Source organism: Streptomyces cyaneofuscatus (genome assembly GCF_000718135.1).
GTDB lineage: Bacteria > Actinomycetota > Actinomycetes > Streptomycetales > Streptomycetaceae > Streptomyces > Streptomyces cyaneofuscatus.
Map to the genome: position 1 here is coordinate 96,383 of NZ_JOEM01000003.1, position 16,088 is coordinate 112,470.

General features: G+C 71.2%; 21 protein-coding genes and 1 pseudogene. 3 read left to right on the forward strand and 19 right to left on the reverse strand.

The window, feature by feature from the left end:
- Positions 1-8: 8 nt before the first annotated feature.
- The 9 genes and pseudogenes from IF17_RS0105895 to IF17_RS0105935 all read right to left on the reverse strand — a co-directional run.
- Entirely contained in the window at positions 9-1,661 is a 1,653-nt protein-coding gene (locus tag IF17_RS0105895; RefSeq protein ID WP_030562870.1) for a long-chain fatty acid--CoA ligase, read from the reverse strand.
- Positions 1,662-1,794: 133 nt separating this feature from the next.
- On the reverse strand, positions 1,795-2,361 hold the full coding sequence (locus tag IF17_RS0105900) for a SigE family RNA polymerase sigma factor (protein WP_030562872.1): 567 nt from the start codon (positions 2,359-2,361) through the stop codon (positions 1,795-1,797).
- Positions 2,362-2,541: 180 nt separating this feature from the next.
- Positions 2,542-3,708 (reverse strand): lipid-transfer protein, encoded by a 1,167-nt coding sequence (locus IF17_RS0105905; RefSeq protein WP_030562874.1) that lies wholly within the window; start codon positions 3,706-3,708, stop codon positions 2,542-2,544.
- The gene (locus tag IF17_RS0105910) at positions 3,705-4,121 is read right to left on the reverse strand and encodes a MaoC family dehydratase (RefSeq protein ID WP_030562876.1); all 417 of its coding nucleotides are present in this window, start codon (positions 4,119-4,121) and stop codon (positions 3,705-3,707) included. The genes IF17_RS0105905 and IF17_RS0105910 overlap by 4 nt, the downstream gene beginning before the upstream one ends.
- On the reverse strand, positions 4,118-5,161 hold the full coding sequence (locus tag IF17_RS0105915) for an acyl-CoA dehydrogenase family protein (RefSeq protein WP_030562878.1): 1,044 nt from the start codon (positions 5,159-5,161) through the stop codon (positions 4,118-4,120). Before IF17_RS0105915 ends, IF17_RS0105910 begins: the two co-directional genes overlap by 4 nt.
- A gap of 1 nt (position 5,162) precedes the next feature.
- A complete protein-coding gene (locus IF17_RS0105920) occupies positions 5,163-6,125 on the reverse strand; it encodes a bifunctional MaoC family dehydratase N-terminal/OB-fold nucleic acid binding domain-containing protein (protein ID WP_051883904.1) in 963 nt (320 codons plus the stop codon).
- 98 nt (positions 6,126-6,223) lie between these two features.
- A complete protein-coding gene (locus IF17_RS0105925; RefSeq protein WP_030562882.1) occupies positions 6,224-7,402 on the reverse strand; it encodes an acyl-CoA dehydrogenase family protein in 1,179 nt (392 codons plus the stop codon).
- A gap of 219 nt (positions 7,403-7,621) precedes the next feature.
- Complete coding sequence (locus IF17_RS0105930) at positions 7,622-7,936, reverse strand: hypothetical protein (RefSeq protein ID WP_030562884.1); 315 nt, start codon at positions 7,934-7,936, stop codon at positions 7,622-7,624.
- Positions 7,937-8,194: 258 nt separating this feature from the next.
- Positions 8,195-8,590 (reverse strand): annotated as a pseudogene (locus IF17_RS0105935) (pyridoxamine 5'-phosphate oxidase family protein); the annotation flags it as partial.
- 112 nt (positions 8,591-8,702) lie between these two features.
- Here IF17_RS0105935 and IF17_RS0105940 point away from each other — a divergent pair.
- Entirely contained in the window at positions 8,703-9,590 is an 888-nt protein-coding gene (locus IF17_RS0105940) for a bifunctional DNA primase/polymerase (protein WP_030562889.1), read from the forward strand.
- Positions 9,591-9,657: 67 nt separating this feature from the next.
- On the opposite strand, the gene IF17_RS0105945 is transcribed toward IF17_RS0105940, so the two are convergent.
- Complete coding sequence (locus tag IF17_RS0105945; protein WP_030562891.1) at positions 9,658-10,053, reverse strand: hypothetical protein; 396 nt, start codon at positions 10,051-10,053, stop codon at positions 9,658-9,660.
- 110 nt (positions 10,054-10,163) lie between these two features.
- Between IF17_RS0105945 and IF17_RS0105950 the strand changes: the two genes are divergently transcribed.
- Together IF17_RS0105950 and IF17_RS0105955 are read left to right on the forward strand one after the other, a co-directional pair.
- Positions 10,164-10,364, forward strand: a complete 201-nt coding sequence (locus IF17_RS0105950; RefSeq protein WP_030562893.1) for a hypothetical protein — start codon at positions 10,164-10,166, stop codon at positions 10,362-10,364.
- 470 nt (positions 10,365-10,834) lie between these two features.
- Positions 10,835-11,314 carry a hypothetical protein gene (locus IF17_RS0105955; RefSeq protein WP_030562895.1) on the forward strand — a complete coding sequence of 160 codons (480 nt, stop codon included), beginning with the start codon at positions 10,835-10,837 and terminating at the stop codon, positions 11,312-11,314.
- A gap of 84 nt (positions 11,315-11,398) precedes the next feature.
- On the opposite strand, the gene IF17_RS0105960 is transcribed toward IF17_RS0105955, so the two are convergent.
- The 9 genes from IF17_RS0105960 to IF17_RS0106000 all read right to left on the reverse strand — a co-directional run bounded on the left by IF17_RS0105960 (position 11,399) and on the right by IF17_RS0106000 (position 16,027).
- Positions 11,399-12,544 carry a tyrosine-type recombinase/integrase gene (locus tag IF17_RS0105960; RefSeq protein ID WP_030562897.1) on the reverse strand — a complete coding sequence of 382 codons (1,146 nt, stop codon included), beginning with the start codon at positions 12,542-12,544 and terminating at the stop codon, positions 11,399-11,401.
- Positions 12,544-12,771: a helix-turn-helix domain-containing protein gene (locus IF17_RS0105965; RefSeq protein WP_030562899.1), complete on the reverse strand. Its 228-nt coding sequence runs from the start codon at positions 12,769-12,771 to the stop codon at positions 12,544-12,546. Before IF17_RS0105965 ends, IF17_RS0105960 begins: the two co-directional genes overlap by 1 nt.
- The gene (gene repSA, locus IF17_RS0105970) at positions 12,768-14,183 is read right to left on the reverse strand and encodes a replication initiator protein RepSA (protein ID WP_030562901.1); all 1,416 of its coding nucleotides are present in this window, start codon (positions 14,181-14,183) and stop codon (positions 12,768-12,770) included. Before repSA ends, IF17_RS0105965 begins: the two co-directional genes overlap by 4 nt.
- A 91-nt stretch (positions 14,184-14,274) precedes the next feature.
- A complete protein-coding gene (locus IF17_RS0105975; protein ID WP_030562904.1) occupies positions 14,275-14,586 on the reverse strand; it encodes a hypothetical protein in 312 nt (103 codons plus the stop codon).
- A 27-nt stretch (positions 14,587-14,613) separates the two neighbouring features.
- A complete protein-coding gene (locus IF17_RS1000000138425) occupies positions 14,614-14,769 on the reverse strand; it encodes a hypothetical protein (protein ID WP_010060553.1) in 156 nt (51 codons plus the stop codon).
- A gap of 12 nt (positions 14,770-14,781) precedes the next feature.
- Positions 14,782-14,973, reverse strand: a complete 192-nt coding sequence (locus tag IF17_RS0105985) for a mobile element transfer protein (RefSeq protein ID WP_030562906.1) — start codon at positions 14,971-14,973, stop codon at positions 14,782-14,784.
- Between the two features lie 5 nt (positions 14,974-14,978).
- Complete coding sequence (locus IF17_RS0105990; protein WP_030562908.1) at positions 14,979-15,164, reverse strand: hypothetical protein; 186 nt, start codon at positions 15,162-15,164, stop codon at positions 14,979-14,981.
- An 18-nt stretch (positions 15,165-15,182) separates the two neighbouring features.
- Positions 15,183-15,842, reverse strand: a complete 660-nt coding sequence (locus tag IF17_RS0105995) for a DUF2637 domain-containing protein (protein WP_030562910.1) — start codon at positions 15,840-15,842, stop codon at positions 15,183-15,185.
- Positions 15,842-16,027, reverse strand: coding sequence for a hypothetical protein (locus IF17_RS0106000; RefSeq protein ID WP_030123116.1), 186 nt, complete (start codon positions 16,025-16,027; stop codon positions 15,842-15,844). The genes IF17_RS0105995 and IF17_RS0106000 overlap by 1 nt, the downstream gene beginning before the upstream one ends.
- Between the last annotated feature and the right edge of the window lie 61 nt (positions 16,028-16,088).

Genomic DNA, 16,088 nt, shown 5'->3' on the forward strand with positions numbered 1-16,088 from the left:
CCGACGCCTCAGAGCTGGGTGACGTCCAGCTCCCCGGCCGCGTACTGCTTCCGGATCACCTTCTTGTCGAACTTGCCGACGCTCGTCTTCGGGACTGCGGGGATCACCGACCAGCGCTCCGGCAGCTGCCACTTGGCGATGCCCGACTCGGCGAGGAAGGCCTTCAGCGCCTCGTAATCGACATCGGCGGCACCCTCCTTGAGGACCACCGTCGCCAGCGGCCGCTCGCCCCACTTCTCGTCCGGTACGGCGACGACGGCCGCCTCCGCGACGTCCGGGTGGGCCATCAGCGCGTTCTCCAGCTCGACGCTGGAGATCCACTCTCCGCCGGACTTGATGACGTCCTTGGCCCGGTCGGTGAGGGTGAGGTACCCGTCGGTGCTGATCACGCCGACGTCACCGGTCTTCAGCCAGCCGTCCTCGCTGAACTTGTCCTCGGGCCGCAGGTGCTCGCCGTCGGCCCCGCCGTAGTACGCGGCGGCGATCCAGGCGCCGCGGACCTCCAGCTCACCGGCCGACTCGCCGTCCCACGGCAGGTGCTCGCCCGCCGGGCCGACCAGCCGCGCCTCCACACCGGCCGGGAAGCGGCCCTGGGTGATGCGGTACGGCCACTCCTCCTCGGCGCTCAGCCCGGCGGGCGGGTGGGCCATGGTGCCCAGCGGCGAGGTCTCCGTCATGCCCCAGGCGTGGCAGAGCCGGACGCCGAGCTTGTCGTACGCCTCCATCAGCGACGGCGGGCAGGCCGCACCGCCGATGGTCACGTTGGCCATGGAGGTGAGGTCGCGCGGGTTGGCGGTGACCTCGGCGAGGAGGCCCTGCCAGATGGTGGGCACCGCGGCGGCGTGCGTGGGGCGCTCGCGCTCGATCATCTCGGCGAGCGGGGCGGGCTGGAGGAAGCGGTCCGGCATGAGCATGTTGACGCCGCTCATGAAGGTGGCGTGCGGCAGCCCCCACGCGTTTACGTGAAATTGGGGGACTACGACGAGCGTGGTGTCCTTGTCGGTCAGCCCCATCGACTCCGACATGTTGACCTGCATGGAGTGCAGGTAGATCGAGCGGTGGGAGTAGACGACGCCCTTGGGGTCCCCGGTGGTGCCGGAGGTGTAACACATGGCGGCGGCCTGGCGTTCGTCCAGCTCCGGCCAGTCGTACGTGGTCGGGCGGCCCGCGATCAGCTCCTCGTAGTCGTGCACGCGCGGCGCGACCCCGGCCAGCGCCGAGCGGTCGCCCGGCCCGGAGACGACCACGTGCTCGATGCTCGGCAGGTGCGGCAGCAGCGGCACGAGGAGCGGCAGCAGCGTGCCGTCCGCGATGACGACCTTGTCGTCCGCGTGGTTGACGATCCAGGCGAGCTGCTCCGGAGGCAGCCGGAGGTTGAGGGTGTGGAGCACGGCCCCCATGGAGGGAATCGCGAGGTAGGCCTCCACATGGACGGCGTTGTTCCACATGAGGGTGGCGACCCTCTGGTCGCCGTCGATTCCCAGCTCGTCGCGGAGCGCGTTGGCCAGCTGGGTCGCGCGGGTGCCGATCTCGGCGAAGGTGCGTCGGTGCGGCTCGGGTTCGCCGGTCCAGGTCGTGACCTGCGACTTCCCATGGATCGTCATCCCGTGGTGCAGGATGCGGGTGACAGTCAGCGGTACGTCCTGCATGGTGCTCAGCACGGCGTCCTCCCGGTGGGCGCTACGCGGCAGTAAGGTTGCGCTGATTCTGCGCACATACCACGCGGTATGTCACTACTCGCGGGAGAAAATTCCTCTCCCGGGGGGGGTGCCAGGGGATGCCCGGTCGCGGTCCTCAGCGCACCGGTGTCAGCTCCGGGTCCTCGCGGAGCTTGCCGAGGGCGCGGGAGACGGCGCTCTTCACCGTACCGATCGACACCCCGAGCACCTCTGCCGTCTGCGCCTCGCTGAGGTCCTCGTAGTACCTCAGGACGACCATCGCCCGCTGGCGGTCCGGAAGCTTGAGCACCGCGCGCCACATCGCGTCGTGCAGCGACTGCTGCTCGGCCGGGTCGGGCGCCGCGGCACCGCCCTGCTCGGGCAGCTCCTCGCAGGCGAACTCGTCGACCTTGCGCTTGCGCCACTGCGAGGTCCGGGTGTTCAGCAGCGCCCGGCGGACGTACCCGTCCAGCGCCCGGTGGTCCTCGATCCGCTCCCACGCGACGTACGTCTTGGCCAGCGCGGTCTGCAGCAGGTCCTCCGCGTCGCACGGGTTCGCGGTGAGCGAGCGCGCGGTGCGCAGCAGGACCGGGCCCCGGGCCCGGACGTACGAGGAGAACGACGCGTACGGCGCGTGGGTGGAGTGGCCGGCGGCGGTGGCGGAGGCCGCCCTGGAGGCGCCCGTGCAGACTGGCGTGGTCATGTACTCAACGCTAGGAGCGGGGCCCGCCGAGGGGATCGCCCCCAGGTCCCGAAGGGCCGTCCGCCTCAGGTTGTAGGGCCGGCTCGCCATCCACCTCCTGAAGGTGGACGGGCCGTCGTCCGGCCTTAGGGGTCCGCCCGCACCGCCGTCAGGGTCCGGCCCGGCGGCGGCCCGTCCGGTTCAGCCGTCCGCGCCGAGGATCAGCCCGGACGTCGGGACCCCCGTACCGGCCGTGACCAGGGACCTCGCCGCCCCCGCCACCTGGTTCACCGATGTGCCGCGGATCTGTCGGACGGCCTCCGCGATGCCGTTCATCCCATGGAGGTACGCCTCCCCCAGCTGACCCCCATGGGTGTTCAGGGGCAGCGCGTCCGCCGCGACGAACGCCCCGCCCTCCCCCGGACCGCAGAAACCGAACTCCTCCAGCTGCATCAGGACGAACGGCGTGAAGTGGTCGTAGAGGATGCCCACGTCGATATCGGCCGGGGCGAGGCCTGAGCTCCGCCAGAGCTGCCGGGCGACCACACCGGTCTCGGGCAGCCCGGTCAGCCCGTCGCGGTAGAAGCTCGTCATCTGCTCCTGCGACCGGCCCGCGCCTTGCGCAGCCGCCACGACGACGGCGGGCGGCCGGGGCAGGTCGCGGGCGCGCTCCACGCTGGTGACGACGAGCGCCTGGCCGCCGTCGGTCTCCTGGCAGCAGTCGAGCAGCCGCAGCGGTTCGACGATCCAGCGGGAGGCGGCGTGGTCGGCGAGTGTGATCGGCTGCCCGTGGAAGTACGCCGCCGGGTTCCGCGCCGCGTGGCGCCGGTCGACCACCGCCACCTGCCCGAAGACCTCCGGCTCGAGGCCGTACGTATGCAGGTAGCGCTGGGCCGCCATCGCCACCCAGGAGGCGGGGGTGAGCAGCCCGGCCGGCAGGTTCCAGCCGAGCGCCGCGCCCTCGGCGGTGGGCTCGCGCCGCTGGACGCCGGAGCCGAAGCGGCGCCCGGAGCGCTCGTTGAACGCCCGGTAGCAGACGACGACGTCGGCCACCCCGCTCGCCACCGCGAGGGCGGCCTGCTGGACGGTGGCGCAGGCCGCGCCGCCCCCGTAGTGGATGCGGGAGAAGAACGACAGCTCCCCGATCCCGGCGGCCTGGGCGACGGTGATCTCGGGGCTGGTGTCCATGGTGAAGGTGACGAGGCCGTCGACGTCGGCGGGGGTGAGGCCCGCGTCGTCGAGGGCGGCGCCCACGGCCTCGACGGCGAGCTTGAGTTCGCTGCGGCCGGAGTTCTTGGAGAACTCGGTGGCCCCGATACCGACGACGGCCGCCTTTCCGCCGAGGGTGTCGGGCCTGCGGATGCTCATGCGTCGCCTCCCTCGGTGACGGCCACGATGACCTTTCCGGTGACGTGACGCCCTATACGGTTGTCGCCGGTGACCGCGACCTCTATAAGAGCCCGGCTTTCGCCTTCCAGGGCCACGATCTGGCCGGTCAATCGGAGCACATCCCCGGGGTAGTTGGGAGCGCCGAGCCGGATGGCGACCTTGCGGAGGGCGGCGGCGGGCCCGAAGTGGTCGATGATGTAGCGGCCGACGAGCCCGTTGGTGGTGAGGATGTTCATGAAGATGTCGGGGGAGCCCTTCTCCCGGGCCAGTTCGGCGTCGTGGTGCACGTCCTGGTAGTCGCGGGATGCGATGGCGCCCGCGACGATCAGGGTGCGGGTGACGGGGATCTCCAGAGGGGGCAGTTCGTCGCCGACGCGGTAGGCCTCCGTCATGACGTGCCCGCCATCCGGTCGCTCCCGATCAACAGGCCCAGCTCCTCCAGGAGTTCCGCACCGCACCCCAGGTACGCGTCGAGCTGACGGCCCCAGAGGAAGTGCCGGTGGACCGGGTGGTCGAGGTCGGCCCCGGTGCCGCCGTGCAGGTGCTGCCCGGCGTGCACGACCCGCCGGCCCGCCTCCGAGGCCCACCAGGCCGCCGTCAACGCCTGCGCCTCGTGGTCCAGTTGCCGGTCACGCCGCCACGCCGCCTCGTACGCCGTGACCCTGATGGCCTCCGTGTCCATGTGGGCGTCGGCGGCGCGGAGCAGGACGCCCTGGTTGGTGGAGAGCGGCCGCCCGAACTGTTCGCGGGTCGTGGTGTGCTGGACCGCCCGGGCGAGGGAGCCCGCGCAGACGCCCGCCTGGAGCCCGGCGAAGGCGGTCCGGCTCGCGGCGAGGACCGCGGCGCAGGCCCCCGGGCCCGTACCGAGGGGCTCTCCCCGTACGCCGTCGAGGCCGAGCCGCCCCGCCGACCAGGGCGCGGTCGTCTCCACGGGCACCACGGTCACCCCCGGCGCCCCGGCCTCCACGATCCACAACTCCCGCTCGGCATCCGCCACCAGCACATGGGTGGCGTCCCGCAGCCACGGCACCCAGGGCACGACCCCGTACAGCGCCCCGTCCACCGCCCGCACTCCGCCCCGCGCCGGGAAGGCGCCCGTCGCCACCGCCGTACCGTCGCGCAGGGCGGGCAGCAGGCGCCCCCGCTGCTCCGCCGTACCGTGCTCGGCGACCGCGAGGAGCCCGTACACACAGGTCGCCGCGAGCGGGACCTGGGCAGTGTTCCGGCCCTGTTCCTCCAGGAGCAGGACCAGCCCGAGGAGCCCGATGTCCTCCACCGCCCCGGGCAGCCCGGCCGTGCACAGCTCTTTCCACAGCCCCGCGTCCGTCCCCGTTCCGGCCGCCACCAGCCGCTCGTGCGTCGAGAGATCACCGAAGATCCGCGCGGCAAGGCCCTGCGCCGCCGTCTGCTCCTCGCTCGGGGTGAAGTCCATCTCAACCGCCTTCGCTCGCCCGGAAGACCGGAAGTTCCAGATCGGGGTCCGTACGCAGGAACTCCAGGCGTACGGGCAGGCCGATGCGCACCTTGTCGTACGGCACCCCGACCACGTTGCCGACGATCCGGACGCCCTCGGCGAGCTCGATGAGCGCGACGGCGTACGGGCCGCCCTCGCCCGACGGGTCGAAGGCGGGGAAGGACGGGTGGTGCATCACGACATGGCTGAACACCGTGCCCTCACCGCTCGCCTCCACCGTGTCCCACTCCTGGCCGGCGCAGGCGTTGCAGCCGGGGAGCCAGGGGAAGCGGAGGGTGGCGCAGTCGGTGCAGCGCTGGATGAGGAGGCGGTGCTCGGCGACCCCGGCCCAGAATCCGGCGTTGTCGCGATTGATGACGGGGCGGGGCCGGAGAGGCGCTTCCCGCTCCGACTTCGCGGGATTCCGTTGCGCGGGATTCCGTTGCGCGGGGCGGTACTTGAGGATGCGGAAGCGGTGCGTCCCGGCGGGTTCGCCGTCGGCGCTGACGTCCATGCGGGTGGTGACGAAGTAGCCGGTGCCGAGCTTGGTGGTCTTACGGCGGGAGACGGCCTCGATGACGGCGTCGAAGGTGATCAGGTCGCCAGGGCGGAGCGGCCGCAGATACTCCTGCTCGCAGTCGGTGGCGACGACGGAGGTGTACCCGGCGCCGTCGAGCAGCCCGAGGAGTTCGTCGTACGCCGCCGAGCGGCCGGTGCCGCGGGGGTGCCCGGCCAGCCCGCCCATGGTCCAGGCCTGGAGCATCGTGGGCGGGGCGACGGCGTCGGGGCCCTGGTAGGCGGTTGAGGTGTCGCCCATGGCCTCGCACCAGTGCCGGATCATGGGCAGGTTGACGGGGTCCTTGCCGGTGCCGGCGGTGGCGGCGGGGCGGCCGGCGTAGGAGGTGAGCCGTTCGTACAGGGGGTCCGGGGCATCGGCCCGCATGTCCTGGCCGTCCTGGCCGTCCTGGCCGTCCCGCACGCCCTGGCCGTCCTGGCCGTCCCGCACGCCCTGGCCGTCCCGCACGCCCTGGCCGCCCGGCTTCACCGCTTGCCCCGCGTCATCCCGAGCCGCATGGTCGCGACGATCTCGCGCTGCACTTCGCTGACGCCGCCGCCGAAGGTGTTGATCTGCGCGGCCCGGTTCATCCGCTCCAGCTCACCACGAGCTCTGCCTTCCGCGCCGAAGCAGCCGGCCGACCCGCCCCGCAGAAGCCCGACGTCCCCCACCACCTCCTGGCACATCCGATAGACCTCCACCGCGCTCTCGGTCCCCGCGAACTTCACGCCGCTCGCCTCCCCGGGAGCCAGCGCGCCCGCCCCCACGGCCCCGACCAGCCGCCAGTTCAGCAGCCGGGTCGCCGCGAGCCGGGCGTACGCCTCCGCGAGCCGGGCACGTACCCACGGCTCGTCGATCCGGCGGCGCCCCGTGGCGGGGTCGGGGGTACGGGCGTGGGCGAGGGCCTCCTCGTAGAAGTCCTCGGCCTGCATGCCGATGGCGGCGAGGGCGACGCGTTCGTGGTTGAGCTGGTTGGTGATGAGCCCCCACCCCTGGTTCTCCTCCCCGACGAGGTTCGAGGCGGGGACGCGTACGCCGTCGTAGTAGGTGGCGGTCGTGGTCAGCCCGCCCACCGTCTCGATGGGCGTCCAGGAGAAGCCGGGATCGCCGGTCGGCACGAGGATGATGGAGATGCCGCGGTGCTTGGGGGCATCGGGGTCCGTACGGCAGGCGAGCCAGATCCAGTCGGCCTGCTGGGCATTGCTGGTGAAGATCTTCTGCCCGTCGATGACCCAGTCATCGCCGTCGCGCACGGCGCGGGTGCGCAGGGCCGCCAGGTCCGTACCGGCTTCGGGCTCGCTGTAGCCGATCGCGAAGACGAGGTCGCCGCTGAGGATGCGGGGCAGGAAGTACGCCTTCTGCTCCTCGGTGCCGTACTTCATCAGGGTCGGCCCGACGGTGTTGAGGGTGACCATGGAGACGGGCGCGCCGGCCCGGTACGCCTCGTCGAAGAAGACGAACTGCTCGTCGGGTCCCCGCCCCTGCCCGCCGTACGCGACGGGCCAGCCGAGGCCGAGCATCCCGTCGGCGCCGATCCGCCGGAGCAGCCGCCGCTGCTCACCCGGATCGTCGCGCCAGCTTCCGCCCTCGGGCAGCACGGCCGCGAAGTAGGCGCGCAGTTCGGTACGCAGCTGCTGCTGGCGCTCCGTCGGGGCGAGGTGCACGGCGGACCTCCAGGGCAGGATTCACGTCAGCAGAACCGTTTCTGACTGTCCGTCAGTTTTGCTTCCCCTGTCAAGGGGCGAGGGTCAGGAGCAACGGCAGCAGCCCGCGCGAGGCACCGAAGTGGCGCCGCACGGGCTGCTGTTCAACCGACCGGAACCCACCCCCCGGGAGGTCCCGGACGTCTGGTCACCGAGGAGGCGTGGTGGCTGCCGGGGTCATCACCAGAAGAACGGGGTGAAGTTCACGGCGACGCTGTGGTCCGACTGGTCGATGGCGGTGAAGGCCGAGCCGCTCACCTGGGCCGACGTGTTCTGGTTCGACGCACCGGCCCCGACGGCCTGCTGCTGCGTCGTGGACGCGTTGCCGGTGTTGTTGCCGCCGACGCCACTGCCGCCGACCGTCGCCACGGCCGCGTTCGATCCGTCGTTCGCGAAGGAGCCGTTGTCCGCCAGGGCCACACCGCCGCAGAGGGCGACGGTCAGGGGCAGCGCGGCGACTGCGGCGAGAACACGAGCGGTACGGATGCTTGCCATGTCAGTTCCTCCAGGAGCCGGAAGTCCGGCTTCATAGGTTCATGTGCGGCTGTTTCCGGGGAGGTTGGCCGACCGCCCCGGTGCTGGTCACGACGTCGCGAGACCAGAGTTGCCCAGCACATCCCCGGCGAACCACGCTGTGCCGCCTGATTCCCTCGCAAGCATGAAGAAGAGGCGGTAAACCCCTCCGGAACAACGAAGGCGAGGCCTCGGCGTCTTCGAACAGGAGGCCCGCTGGCAGCAGGCCCGCTAGAAGTCGCCGTACTGCGCCTCGAACGCGGCGATGGCCTCGTCCTGCCGCGCCAGATCCGTCACCTGCTCCGCCGTGCCCTCGACCACGATGTCGAGGCCGCCCGCGAGTGAGCCGTGCCCGGTGGTGAGCGCGCAGTGGGCGTTGCCGGCCAGATTCCTCGCCTTCTGCCCGCCCGGCCCGGTGCTGAAGAACAGCGTCCCGCCGTACCAGGCGGCCATCAGCGGCGTGACGTGCAGCCGCCCGTCCGCCCGGACGGTGGTGATCCAGAAGACCTCGGCGTCCCGCAGCCGGCGCTGGGCCTCGGCCCAGTCGGTGGCGGCGACGTCCTCCGCACCGGGACGCGGGTTGAGCGCGGAGCTGTAGCGGGCGTCGAGCTCGGTCGTGGGCTGCCGGGGAGTCATGCGGAACCACTTCCCTCTCCTTGCGACCTCCTTACGGCAAAGGCTACGCAGCCCGGCCCGGTGGCGCCCGCCCCCACTTCCCTTATTCGAACGCGTGTACGAAACTAGAGCCATGGCCACCATCGACCGGCAGACCGCCACCCTGGCCCTCGCCCATGCCCTCGCCGCCGCCGGGCGCGGTCTCCCCGTCTTCCCCCTGTCCGCCACCAAGCTCCCCGCGCTGCGCTCCCCTCACCACGGCGAGCAGCCGCCGGTCCACTGCCGGGGCGAGTGCGGTCTGCCCGGCCACGGGGTGCACGACGCGACCACCGACCCCGCGGCCGTGCGCGCCCTCTTCGCCGCCGCACCCCGGGCCACCGGTTACGGCATCGCCTGCGGACGCGCCCCGCACCGGCTCGTCGGCATCGACCTGGACATCGACACCGCGCACGGTAACGACTCGGTGGGCGCACTCCAGCAACTGGCGCTCCAGCACCTGTTCACGATCCCGCCGACGATCACCGTCCTCACCCCGAGCGGCGGCCGCCACCTCTGGCTCACCGGCCCCGCCGACACCACGGTCCCCAACTCGGCCGGCCGCCTGGCCCCCGGCATCGACGTTCGCGGCAGCGGCGGCTACCTGGTCGGCCCCGGCTCGGTCACCGCCCACGGCCGCTACCGCCTGGCCCCCGGCACCGCCCACCTCCCCCCGGCGCCCTGCCCCCGCGCCCTCCTCCGCCTCCTCACCCCTCCACGCCGCGAATCCACCCCTTCCGGCCATCCCGGCAAGGAAACGCCCCCCGGCCGCCGGGGTGAGGGCCTGATCCAGTTCGTCCTGGCGGCCCACGAGGGCCAGCGCAACACCCGCCTGTTCTGGGCGGCCTGCCGCGCCTACGAACACGGCTTCGGCGACGCCCTGGCCGACGCCCTCACCGCCGCGGCGGTCCGCACGGGCCTCACGGAGCAGGAGGCACGCGCGGCGATCGCGTCGGCGGAGCGGCTGACGCGGGGGCGGGGGTGACATCACCCGGCGGACGACCACTGAAAAGACTCTGCCGGCGGCCGCTCCGCCTCACCGGGCGCGCGGCCTAGCCAGGGACGCTCCACCACCGGTCCGCCCCCACCCGGGCCAGCTCGGCGTCGTACGCCCCGGCCTCGAAGTGGAACTCCGGCGGAGCGCCCTCCCCCCTCGGCACCTGCCAGTCCGACCACTGCACGACGTCCCCGAATCGCTGGACGACCACGGAAAGGTACCCGCAGCACCCGCCCGTGCAGTCGGGTTCGCCCACGTCCACCCGCCGAGGCTCACCGCTGCCCTCCAGCGGCCCACGCTCCCCGACCGGCAGCACGACATCCGCGTACGGCCCCCGTCCTCCTTCCCCGACGGCTCCCGCCACCACGTCCTCACCGTTGACCAAGAACCGCAGTTGGGCCACGTACCGGGGCCCCGGCGGCAGCACCTTGATCTCCAGACGATCGAACATCCGGTCAGCGTAAGGCGGCCGACCGGGGATGCTCGGCGCGAGCCGTGCAGGGGTGGCTGGTGGGGGAACACGAGCCAGCGCTCCACGGGGCGGGTACTAACCTGCCTTCCATGAACGCCCCGGCCAAGCCTGACGGTCCGCTGTCGAAGGCGGAGTTCAACCAGTTTCGCAACCTTCTCCGCCGCTACTGTGCGCACGAACTGGACCAGTGGGAAAACCTGCAGACCGAGACGCCGTACGGCCCTGTCTACGTACTGCTCACACGCTCCTTGCCTCCCGGCACCTCCGCCGAGGCTTACCGACCGTTCTGACCGACAGCCGGAAGTCCCACGACGAGCGCGGCCTGATGCACCGAGCGCGGAAGGTCGTGCGGGCTGTTCCCGTCCCGCCGAGAAGTAGGGCCGATCCTGGCCCATGTACGGCTCACACGCGCTGGTCGGCACCGGGAAACAGGGACACAGGGTGAGACAAGGTGAACGCAGAGGGCGGGTCTCCACTTCGGAGACCCGCCCTCTGACCTGCTACTTCTCTCACCTGGCGGTGGGTGTGGGATTTGAACCCACGGTGACATCGCTGCCACGACGGTTTTCAAGACCTTTCGGCCGGTGGAAGGCTTCCGGTCTCCGCCGCAGGTCAGAGGGACATAAGGGTCCCAGCAGAGCCATAGTCATCGTTGTCGTGCCCGCTACGTGCCCCACAGGCGTGATCGTGCCTGTTGAGCCAGGGATCCACCTCTTCAATGCCCCAAACCGCAGCGTCCCGCGAAGGTACGTTGTCAATCATGGCCACCCAGATCTTCACCTTGGTCGGCGTCCTGGTCGGCGCCTTGACGTCCTACTTCGCAACAACCGTGGCTGAGCGGGCCAAGTTTCGGCGGGAGACGGCCACGCGTTGGGACGAGCGGAAGCTTGACACGTACATCGAGTACCTGACGTGCATCAAGGAAATCCAGAGGGCCGCCATGGAAGCCGGACGGGTTCGTGACCAGGGAGCGGACGCGTCCGACGCTTTGAACGAGATGGAGGCCAGCGAGAACAGAAGGTCGGTCCTCTTCGAGACCTTCATTCTGTTGAGCAACGAGCAGGCTGCCACCGCCGCTCACACGGTCAACCAGCGGACATGGGAGCTGCTGAGGCTTGCCCGGATCCCCTCAAGCGGCATAGCCGAACTCCGCACGATTCCGCTGGTGGAGGCACTCAACGTGCTCCACGAGGCAGCGCGATCCGATCTGACGATATCGAGCAGCGTTCCCGTCCGGTGAGGTCTGCGCGCGCCGGGACACGCAGCGGCCCCCGACCACGTTCATGGTCAGGGGCCACTGGACCAAGTGAGGGTGGCGGATCCTTCAGTCCGAAGTGGCTTCCGCAGAGCCTCCGTTTTCGGCGTCCGACGCGCTGAGCCAGAAGTCCGATGCCTCCGCCACCTGGTCGTCACGGCCAGCAACCGGCCGTGCGTAGTGCCGAGTGGTCACGCTCGCGTTCGAGTGCCCGAGCCGGTGCGCGGCGGTCATCACGCCGTACCGGTCGGCGACCCACGTGCCGTGCGAGGCGCGGAGATCGTGCGGCGTGACGTCGGTGAGCCCGGCAGCCGCCACAGCGGGATCGAAGTACGCCTTCCGCCACTGGTTGTAACGCAGAGGCTTGCCGCCGGGCGTGACGAAGAGGAGAGCGTCCTCCCCGCCGGGCATGGCCTCCAGGTGCCGGCCGATCCGCGCCGCGAGTGACGGCCCGATCCGCAGGACCCGTTTCTGATGGGACTTGGGGGTGTCGAAGACGAGGGTGCCGTTCGCTTCGGCCAGGTTCTCGTCGACGAGGACCAGGCCGCCGGACACATCGATGTCCGCTCGCCGGAGCGCGAACGCCTCCCCGACCCGCAGACCCGCGTAGGCGAGCAAGGAGATCAGCAGGTCATGCGGTTTCGTCGCGCTCCGCACGATCCGTGAGGCTTCCAGCGGGGTGAGGATGTGCGGCTCGGTCTGCGGCATGCGAGGCAGCTTCACGCCTCTGCACGGTGTCTGCCCGATCATCTCGTTGTCGACGGCGGCCCGCATGATCTGCGAGAGCACCCGGTAGGCCTGCCTGATCCGCGAGGCGCTGAGACCACGGGTCTTCATCGCACCGACCCATTCGACGATGGTGATCGGCCGGAGGCTGGAAAGCTCACGGTCACCGAGCGCCGGAACGATCAGCGAGTTGATCAGGGATCGGTACGACGCCTGTGTCTTGTGCTTGAGCTGCGGGGAGACCGCGGTGAGCCATCGTGCCGACCAGTCGCGGACGGTGGTCCGTCCCTCGGCGGGGTCGAGCCAGCGGCCCTCCTCCATCTCGATGCGCTTCCGTGCCAGCCAGCGATCGGCGTCCGTCGTTGTCGGGAACGTCTGATCGGCTGCACGCAGTACGCCGTCAGGCCCCGGATACCGAGCCTGGAACCGGCCGGACGGCAGCTTCCGAATCCGGCCGAAGGCACGTCGGGACTTGCGCTTGGCGGCCATCAGGCGGCCCTCCGGTACGAGTACGCCGAGACGGACCGCAGGGCGATCGGCGCCACCGTGTGGGCACTGACGTACTCCTCCACGGCGCTCTCGGGGATGCGGACGTGTCGGCCGACCTTGACGAACGTGATGCGGCGTTCCTCGATGAGCCGGCGGGGGAAGCGGAGACCGGTGCCGAGTCGTTCGGCGACCTGATTCACGGTGAGCAGTCGGTCCGCCACGGTCACCACTCCCCCTCGTCGGCAGTGCGGCCCTTCAGTGCGTCGCGGGCGGTCTCGCGGTTGGTCTGGAGGTCACGGGCGATGGTGGCAGCGAGAGCGCCTTCGCCGGGGGTGTGCCCGTGGCCGACGTACTGCCAGTCCGTCAGGACGAGGACCGTGTCCGGTTCACGGTCGGCCAGGCCGAGGACGGTCGCCTCCTGTGAAGCGCGGTAGTCGGCGCGTTCCTGGCGGAGGGCACCGAGGGTCGTCGAGTAGGTGCGGGACTTGGACGAGAAGTGGCCGCGGAAGCCGAGCATGTGGGCCCAGGCCCAGAGACGTCGGTCCGGATAGAGGCTGTCGAGCTCACGGCATGCGGTGATGAGCCGACGGGTGTGATCGGGAACGCGGTGGCGGTTGAGTTCGGCGAGTTCACCGATACGGCGGTCCAGGGTGCCGGTGTTCTCGGCGGCTTTGGTGGCGTACTTGGCCACGTACGAGGCGACCGCCTGTTCAGTGACATCTGAACCTTCGCCGAAGGCCTTGACCGGGCGGACGTCCAGCTGTCGTCCCCATCGGAAGGTCCGGGACGACTGATCACCGGCAGCCGGGACGGAGACCGACGTGTACGAGTGCGCGGCTGCGGCCCGTATCGCGTCGGTGAGGAGATCGACCGTGGCCCAAGAAGGCGGCGGAGTGCAAGGTCCCTCCGGGCCGTCGAGACGTACGACGGCGTGGAAGTGGAGGGCTCCACGCTTCTGGAATTCGGCGACCTTGCCGAAGGAGACGCGGAGGTGGTCGCCCAGCTCACGGCGTGGGATGCCCGCGTGGATGGCGAGTTCGCGGCGGAGTCGGGTGGTGAAGCGCTGCCAGAGCTCCCCGGCATGGTTGTTGAAGAGCACGGCGCCCGCGTAGTCGTAGGTCTCCGGATCAAGGGCGGAGCCCAGGTCCCCGGAATCCGAGGCGTGCGCTGTGCCGCACCGGCAGGTGCCCCGGTCGGGGCGGTTGTGGACGGGGCCGAACGAGGGTGCGGTGAGGGTGGCGAAGACGCGCGGGTGGTCGCGGACGGCGGCGGTGATGTCGCGGCGGTCGTCTCCGGCGAGGCCGGCGCGGATCAGGTGGTAGGTGTCGCCCGCGTAGGTCCAGGCGCAGGAGGGGCAGCGGGAGGCGCGGCGGTTGCCGCAGGCGATGCGGAGGCGCCCGCCCGGCTCGTACGCGGTCGAGTAGCGGTGCAGGGTCTCGCCGGTCGTCTTGTCCTTGTGGGTTACCCAGCCGCTCAGATGGACGGGGTCGGCACAGCCGCCGGTGCGGCGGATCTGGTCCTCCCAGCGGGTGTAGTCGGAGGCCGAGGCCACCCGGAGGACGTCCCCGAGGACGGTCGGGTCGAGCTGTGGGGCGGACATGGACCGCTTCTGTTTCGAGGGTGAGGGCCGGTGGGCCATGCTGGGGGTTCCTTCCGGTTGCGAGATCGATCGGTGGGCACGGCTCCCGGGCGGCGGATGCTTGGCGGTATCGAGGCCGCCCGGGGGCCGGTCAGCGGCGTTTGGCGTCGGACGCGATCAGGGAGCGCAGGACGACCGCGCAGACGGCGACCGATGCGCTGGTGACGGCGACCGCCAGGAGCAGCGAGACCAGGACGGTGCCGACGATCAGGACGACGGCGGTACCGGCACCGACGAGCGCGACCGCGGTGCCGGGGGTGAGCTGTACGACCGGACGGATCGGCGGAGGGGCGGCGGGTGCCGGGGCAGGCGTGCCCGGCGTGATGGTGGTCGGCTGGACGACGGCGGGCGGGGTGACCAGGCCCGAGGGCTGCGGCATGGTCGGGATCTTGGGCTGGAACATGGGTGGTTCTCCTCTCCCGGGCGCGGGCTACTTGACGGCGGTGTCGATGACGGAGGCGAAGAGGCTGTCGGCGAGGAGGTAGCCGCCGAGGAGGAGCACGCAGATCAGCCACACCGGCGGGCGGAAGAGCTTGATGCCGAGGTAGCCGACGACCAGCAGGGCGATCCAGAGGGGGACGTCCATGGACGCTGTCTCCTAACGGACGGTGCAGCGGTGGGTACGGGCGGCGAGTTGGGCGGCGGTCGGGCTGGAGTAGTCGGCGGACCAGCCGCAGCGGTCGGCCGTGCAGACGGCGGCGTGGACGGTGCGGCCGGTGCGGTCGCGGTGGGTGCCGATCTGCACGGGGCCGATACGCATCACGGAGTGGAAGCTGTCGCGGGCGGGCATGCCGGTCAGCCCCTGTCGGTCGTCGGGTCGGTGTACTGGGCACGGATGCTGCGGGCGGCGGCCGGGTCGTCGACGCGCCGTGCGGCTTCCTCGGCGAGCAGGTGGGCGAGGAAGGGGCGTCCGGCTGCGGCCATCTCACGCGCTCCGTCGAGGTAGTCGGCCACGGTGAGGTCGTCGGGATCGTGGGTCATCTCAGTTCTCCTTCGCGGTCAGCTGAGGCGGGCGGCGATGGCGTCGGCGAGGTGGGGCGGAACGCCGAGGCGGGAGCGGAGGGTGTCGGTGTCGATCGGTGCTCCGGTGCGGGTGCGGTACTCGTCGGCGACCTTGCGGGCGTGGTCGATCAGCACGGCGGGAACGGGCGGCTCCGGGGGCGGGGGCGAGGACAGAGCCGTTGTCGCAGGGGGTTCATCGGCCGGGGATGGGATCGGGGCGGCGTCAGGCACACGCGCCGGCCCGACGTCCTTCGTCTCCGTGACGACGGCTGACGGAACCGGCTCCGGCTTCCCCGACGAGTGGGCGAGGAGAGTGCCGCCGAGGAAGGCGAGTGCGGGCCATCCGGCGATGCCGAGCCGGAGCGGGGCCGGCGGGTCGGCCAGGTCGAGGAACCCGGCGGTGGCGACGTTGGCGCCGAGCGAGGCGAACAGGGCGATCAGGAACCAGCACCAGGCCAACCGGGACGGACCCTCGCTGCGCAGCCGACGCCAGGCGGCGACAAGGAGCAGGTCGACGCTGACCGGGTAGGCCCATGCCTTCCAGCCGTCCTGTCCGGCCGCGGCGGCGAGGTCGTGCAGGTGCGCGAAGGACAGAGCTCCGGCGATGACCGCCTGGATCAACACCGCGTCGATCCGGAGACCGTGCCGGGCGCCCATCAGGAGTCCTCAGCGGGGTCGGAGTCGTCCGGGAACGTGCCCGGCGGCGGCTCCGGCAGCGACACGGCGAGGGACGGGCTGACGACGTCCACGAAGTCGAGGTCGGCGTCGGCCATGTCGGCGTACAGGGCGAGTTGGCCGAGCAGAAGCACCGTCCGGGCGAAGTCCTCGCAATCGGGGCACATGGCGGTTCTCCCTTCTCTGGGCATGGCAGTGGTAGGAACTCGGCGCGAAGACGGTCACGCC

Excerpts from the sequence above, each read along its gene's own strand:
- IF17_RS0105900 (WP_030562872.1), bottom strand. The coding sequence starts at position 2,361 with ATGACCACGCCAGTCTGCACGGGCGCCTCCAGGGCGGCCTCCGCCACC.
- IF17_RS0105905 (WP_030562874.1), bottom strand. The coding sequence starts at position 3,708 with ATGAGCATCCGCAGGCCCGACACCCTCGGCGGAAAGGCGGCCGTCGTC.
- IF17_RS0105910 (WP_030562876.1), bottom strand. The coding sequence starts at position 4,121 with ATGACGGAGGCCTACCGCGTCGGCGACGAACTGCCCCCTCTGGAGATC.
- IF17_RS0105915 (WP_030562878.1), bottom strand. The coding sequence starts at position 5,161 with ATGGACTTCACCCCGAGCGAGGAGCAGACGGCGGCGCAGGGCCTTGCC.
- IF17_RS0105920 (WP_051883904.1), bottom strand. The coding sequence starts at position 6,125 with ATGCGGGCCGATGCCCCGGACCCCCTGTACGAACGGCTCACCTCCTAC.
- IF17_RS0105930 (WP_030562884.1), bottom strand. The coding sequence starts at position 7,936 with ATGGCAAGCATCCGTACCGCTCGTGTTCTCGCCGCAGTCGCCGCGCTG.
- IF17_RS0105940 (WP_030562889.1), top strand. The coding sequence starts at position 8,703 with ATGGCCACCATCGACCGGCAGACCGCCACCCTGGCCCTCGCCCATGCC.
- IF17_RS0105945 (WP_030562891.1), bottom strand. The coding sequence starts at position 10,053 with ATGTTCGATCGTCTGGAGATCAAGGTGCTGCCGCCGGGGCCCCGGTAC.
- IF17_RS0105950 (WP_030562893.1), top strand. The coding sequence starts at position 10,164 with ATGAACGCCCCGGCCAAGCCTGACGGTCCGCTGTCGAAGGCGGAGTTC.
- IF17_RS0105955 (WP_030562895.1), top strand. The coding sequence starts at position 10,835 with ATGGCCACCCAGATCTTCACCTTGGTCGGCGTCCTGGTCGGCGCCTTG.
- IF17_RS0105960 (WP_030562897.1), bottom strand. The coding sequence starts at position 12,544 with ATGGCCGCCAAGCGCAAGTCCCGACGTGCCTTCGGCCGGATTCGGAAG.
- repSA (WP_030562901.1), bottom strand. The coding sequence starts at position 14,183 with ATGGCCCACCGGCCCTCACCCTCGAAACAGAAGCGGTCCATGTCCGCC.
- IF17_RS0105975 (WP_030562904.1), bottom strand. The coding sequence starts at position 14,586 with ATGTTCCAGCCCAAGATCCCGACCATGCCGCAGCCCTCGGGCCTGGTC.
- IF17_RS1000000138425 (WP_010060553.1), bottom strand. The coding sequence starts at position 14,769 with ATGGACGTCCCCCTCTGGATCGCCCTGCTGGTCGTCGGCTACCTCGGC.
- IF17_RS0105985 (WP_030562906.1), bottom strand. The coding sequence starts at position 14,973 with ATGCCCGCCCGCGACAGCTTCCACTCCGTGATGCGTATCGGCCCCGTG.
- IF17_RS0105990 (WP_030562908.1), bottom strand. The coding sequence starts at position 15,164 with ATGACCCACGATCCCGACGACCTCACCGTGGCCGACTACCTCGACGGA.
- IF17_RS0105995 (WP_030562910.1), bottom strand. The coding sequence starts at position 15,842 with ATGGGCGCCCGGCACGGTCTCCGGATCGACGCGGTGTTGATCCAGGCG.
- IF17_RS0106000 (WP_030123116.1), bottom strand. The coding sequence starts at position 16,027 with ATGTGCCCCGATTGCGAGGACTTCGCCCGGACGGTGCTTCTGCTCGGC.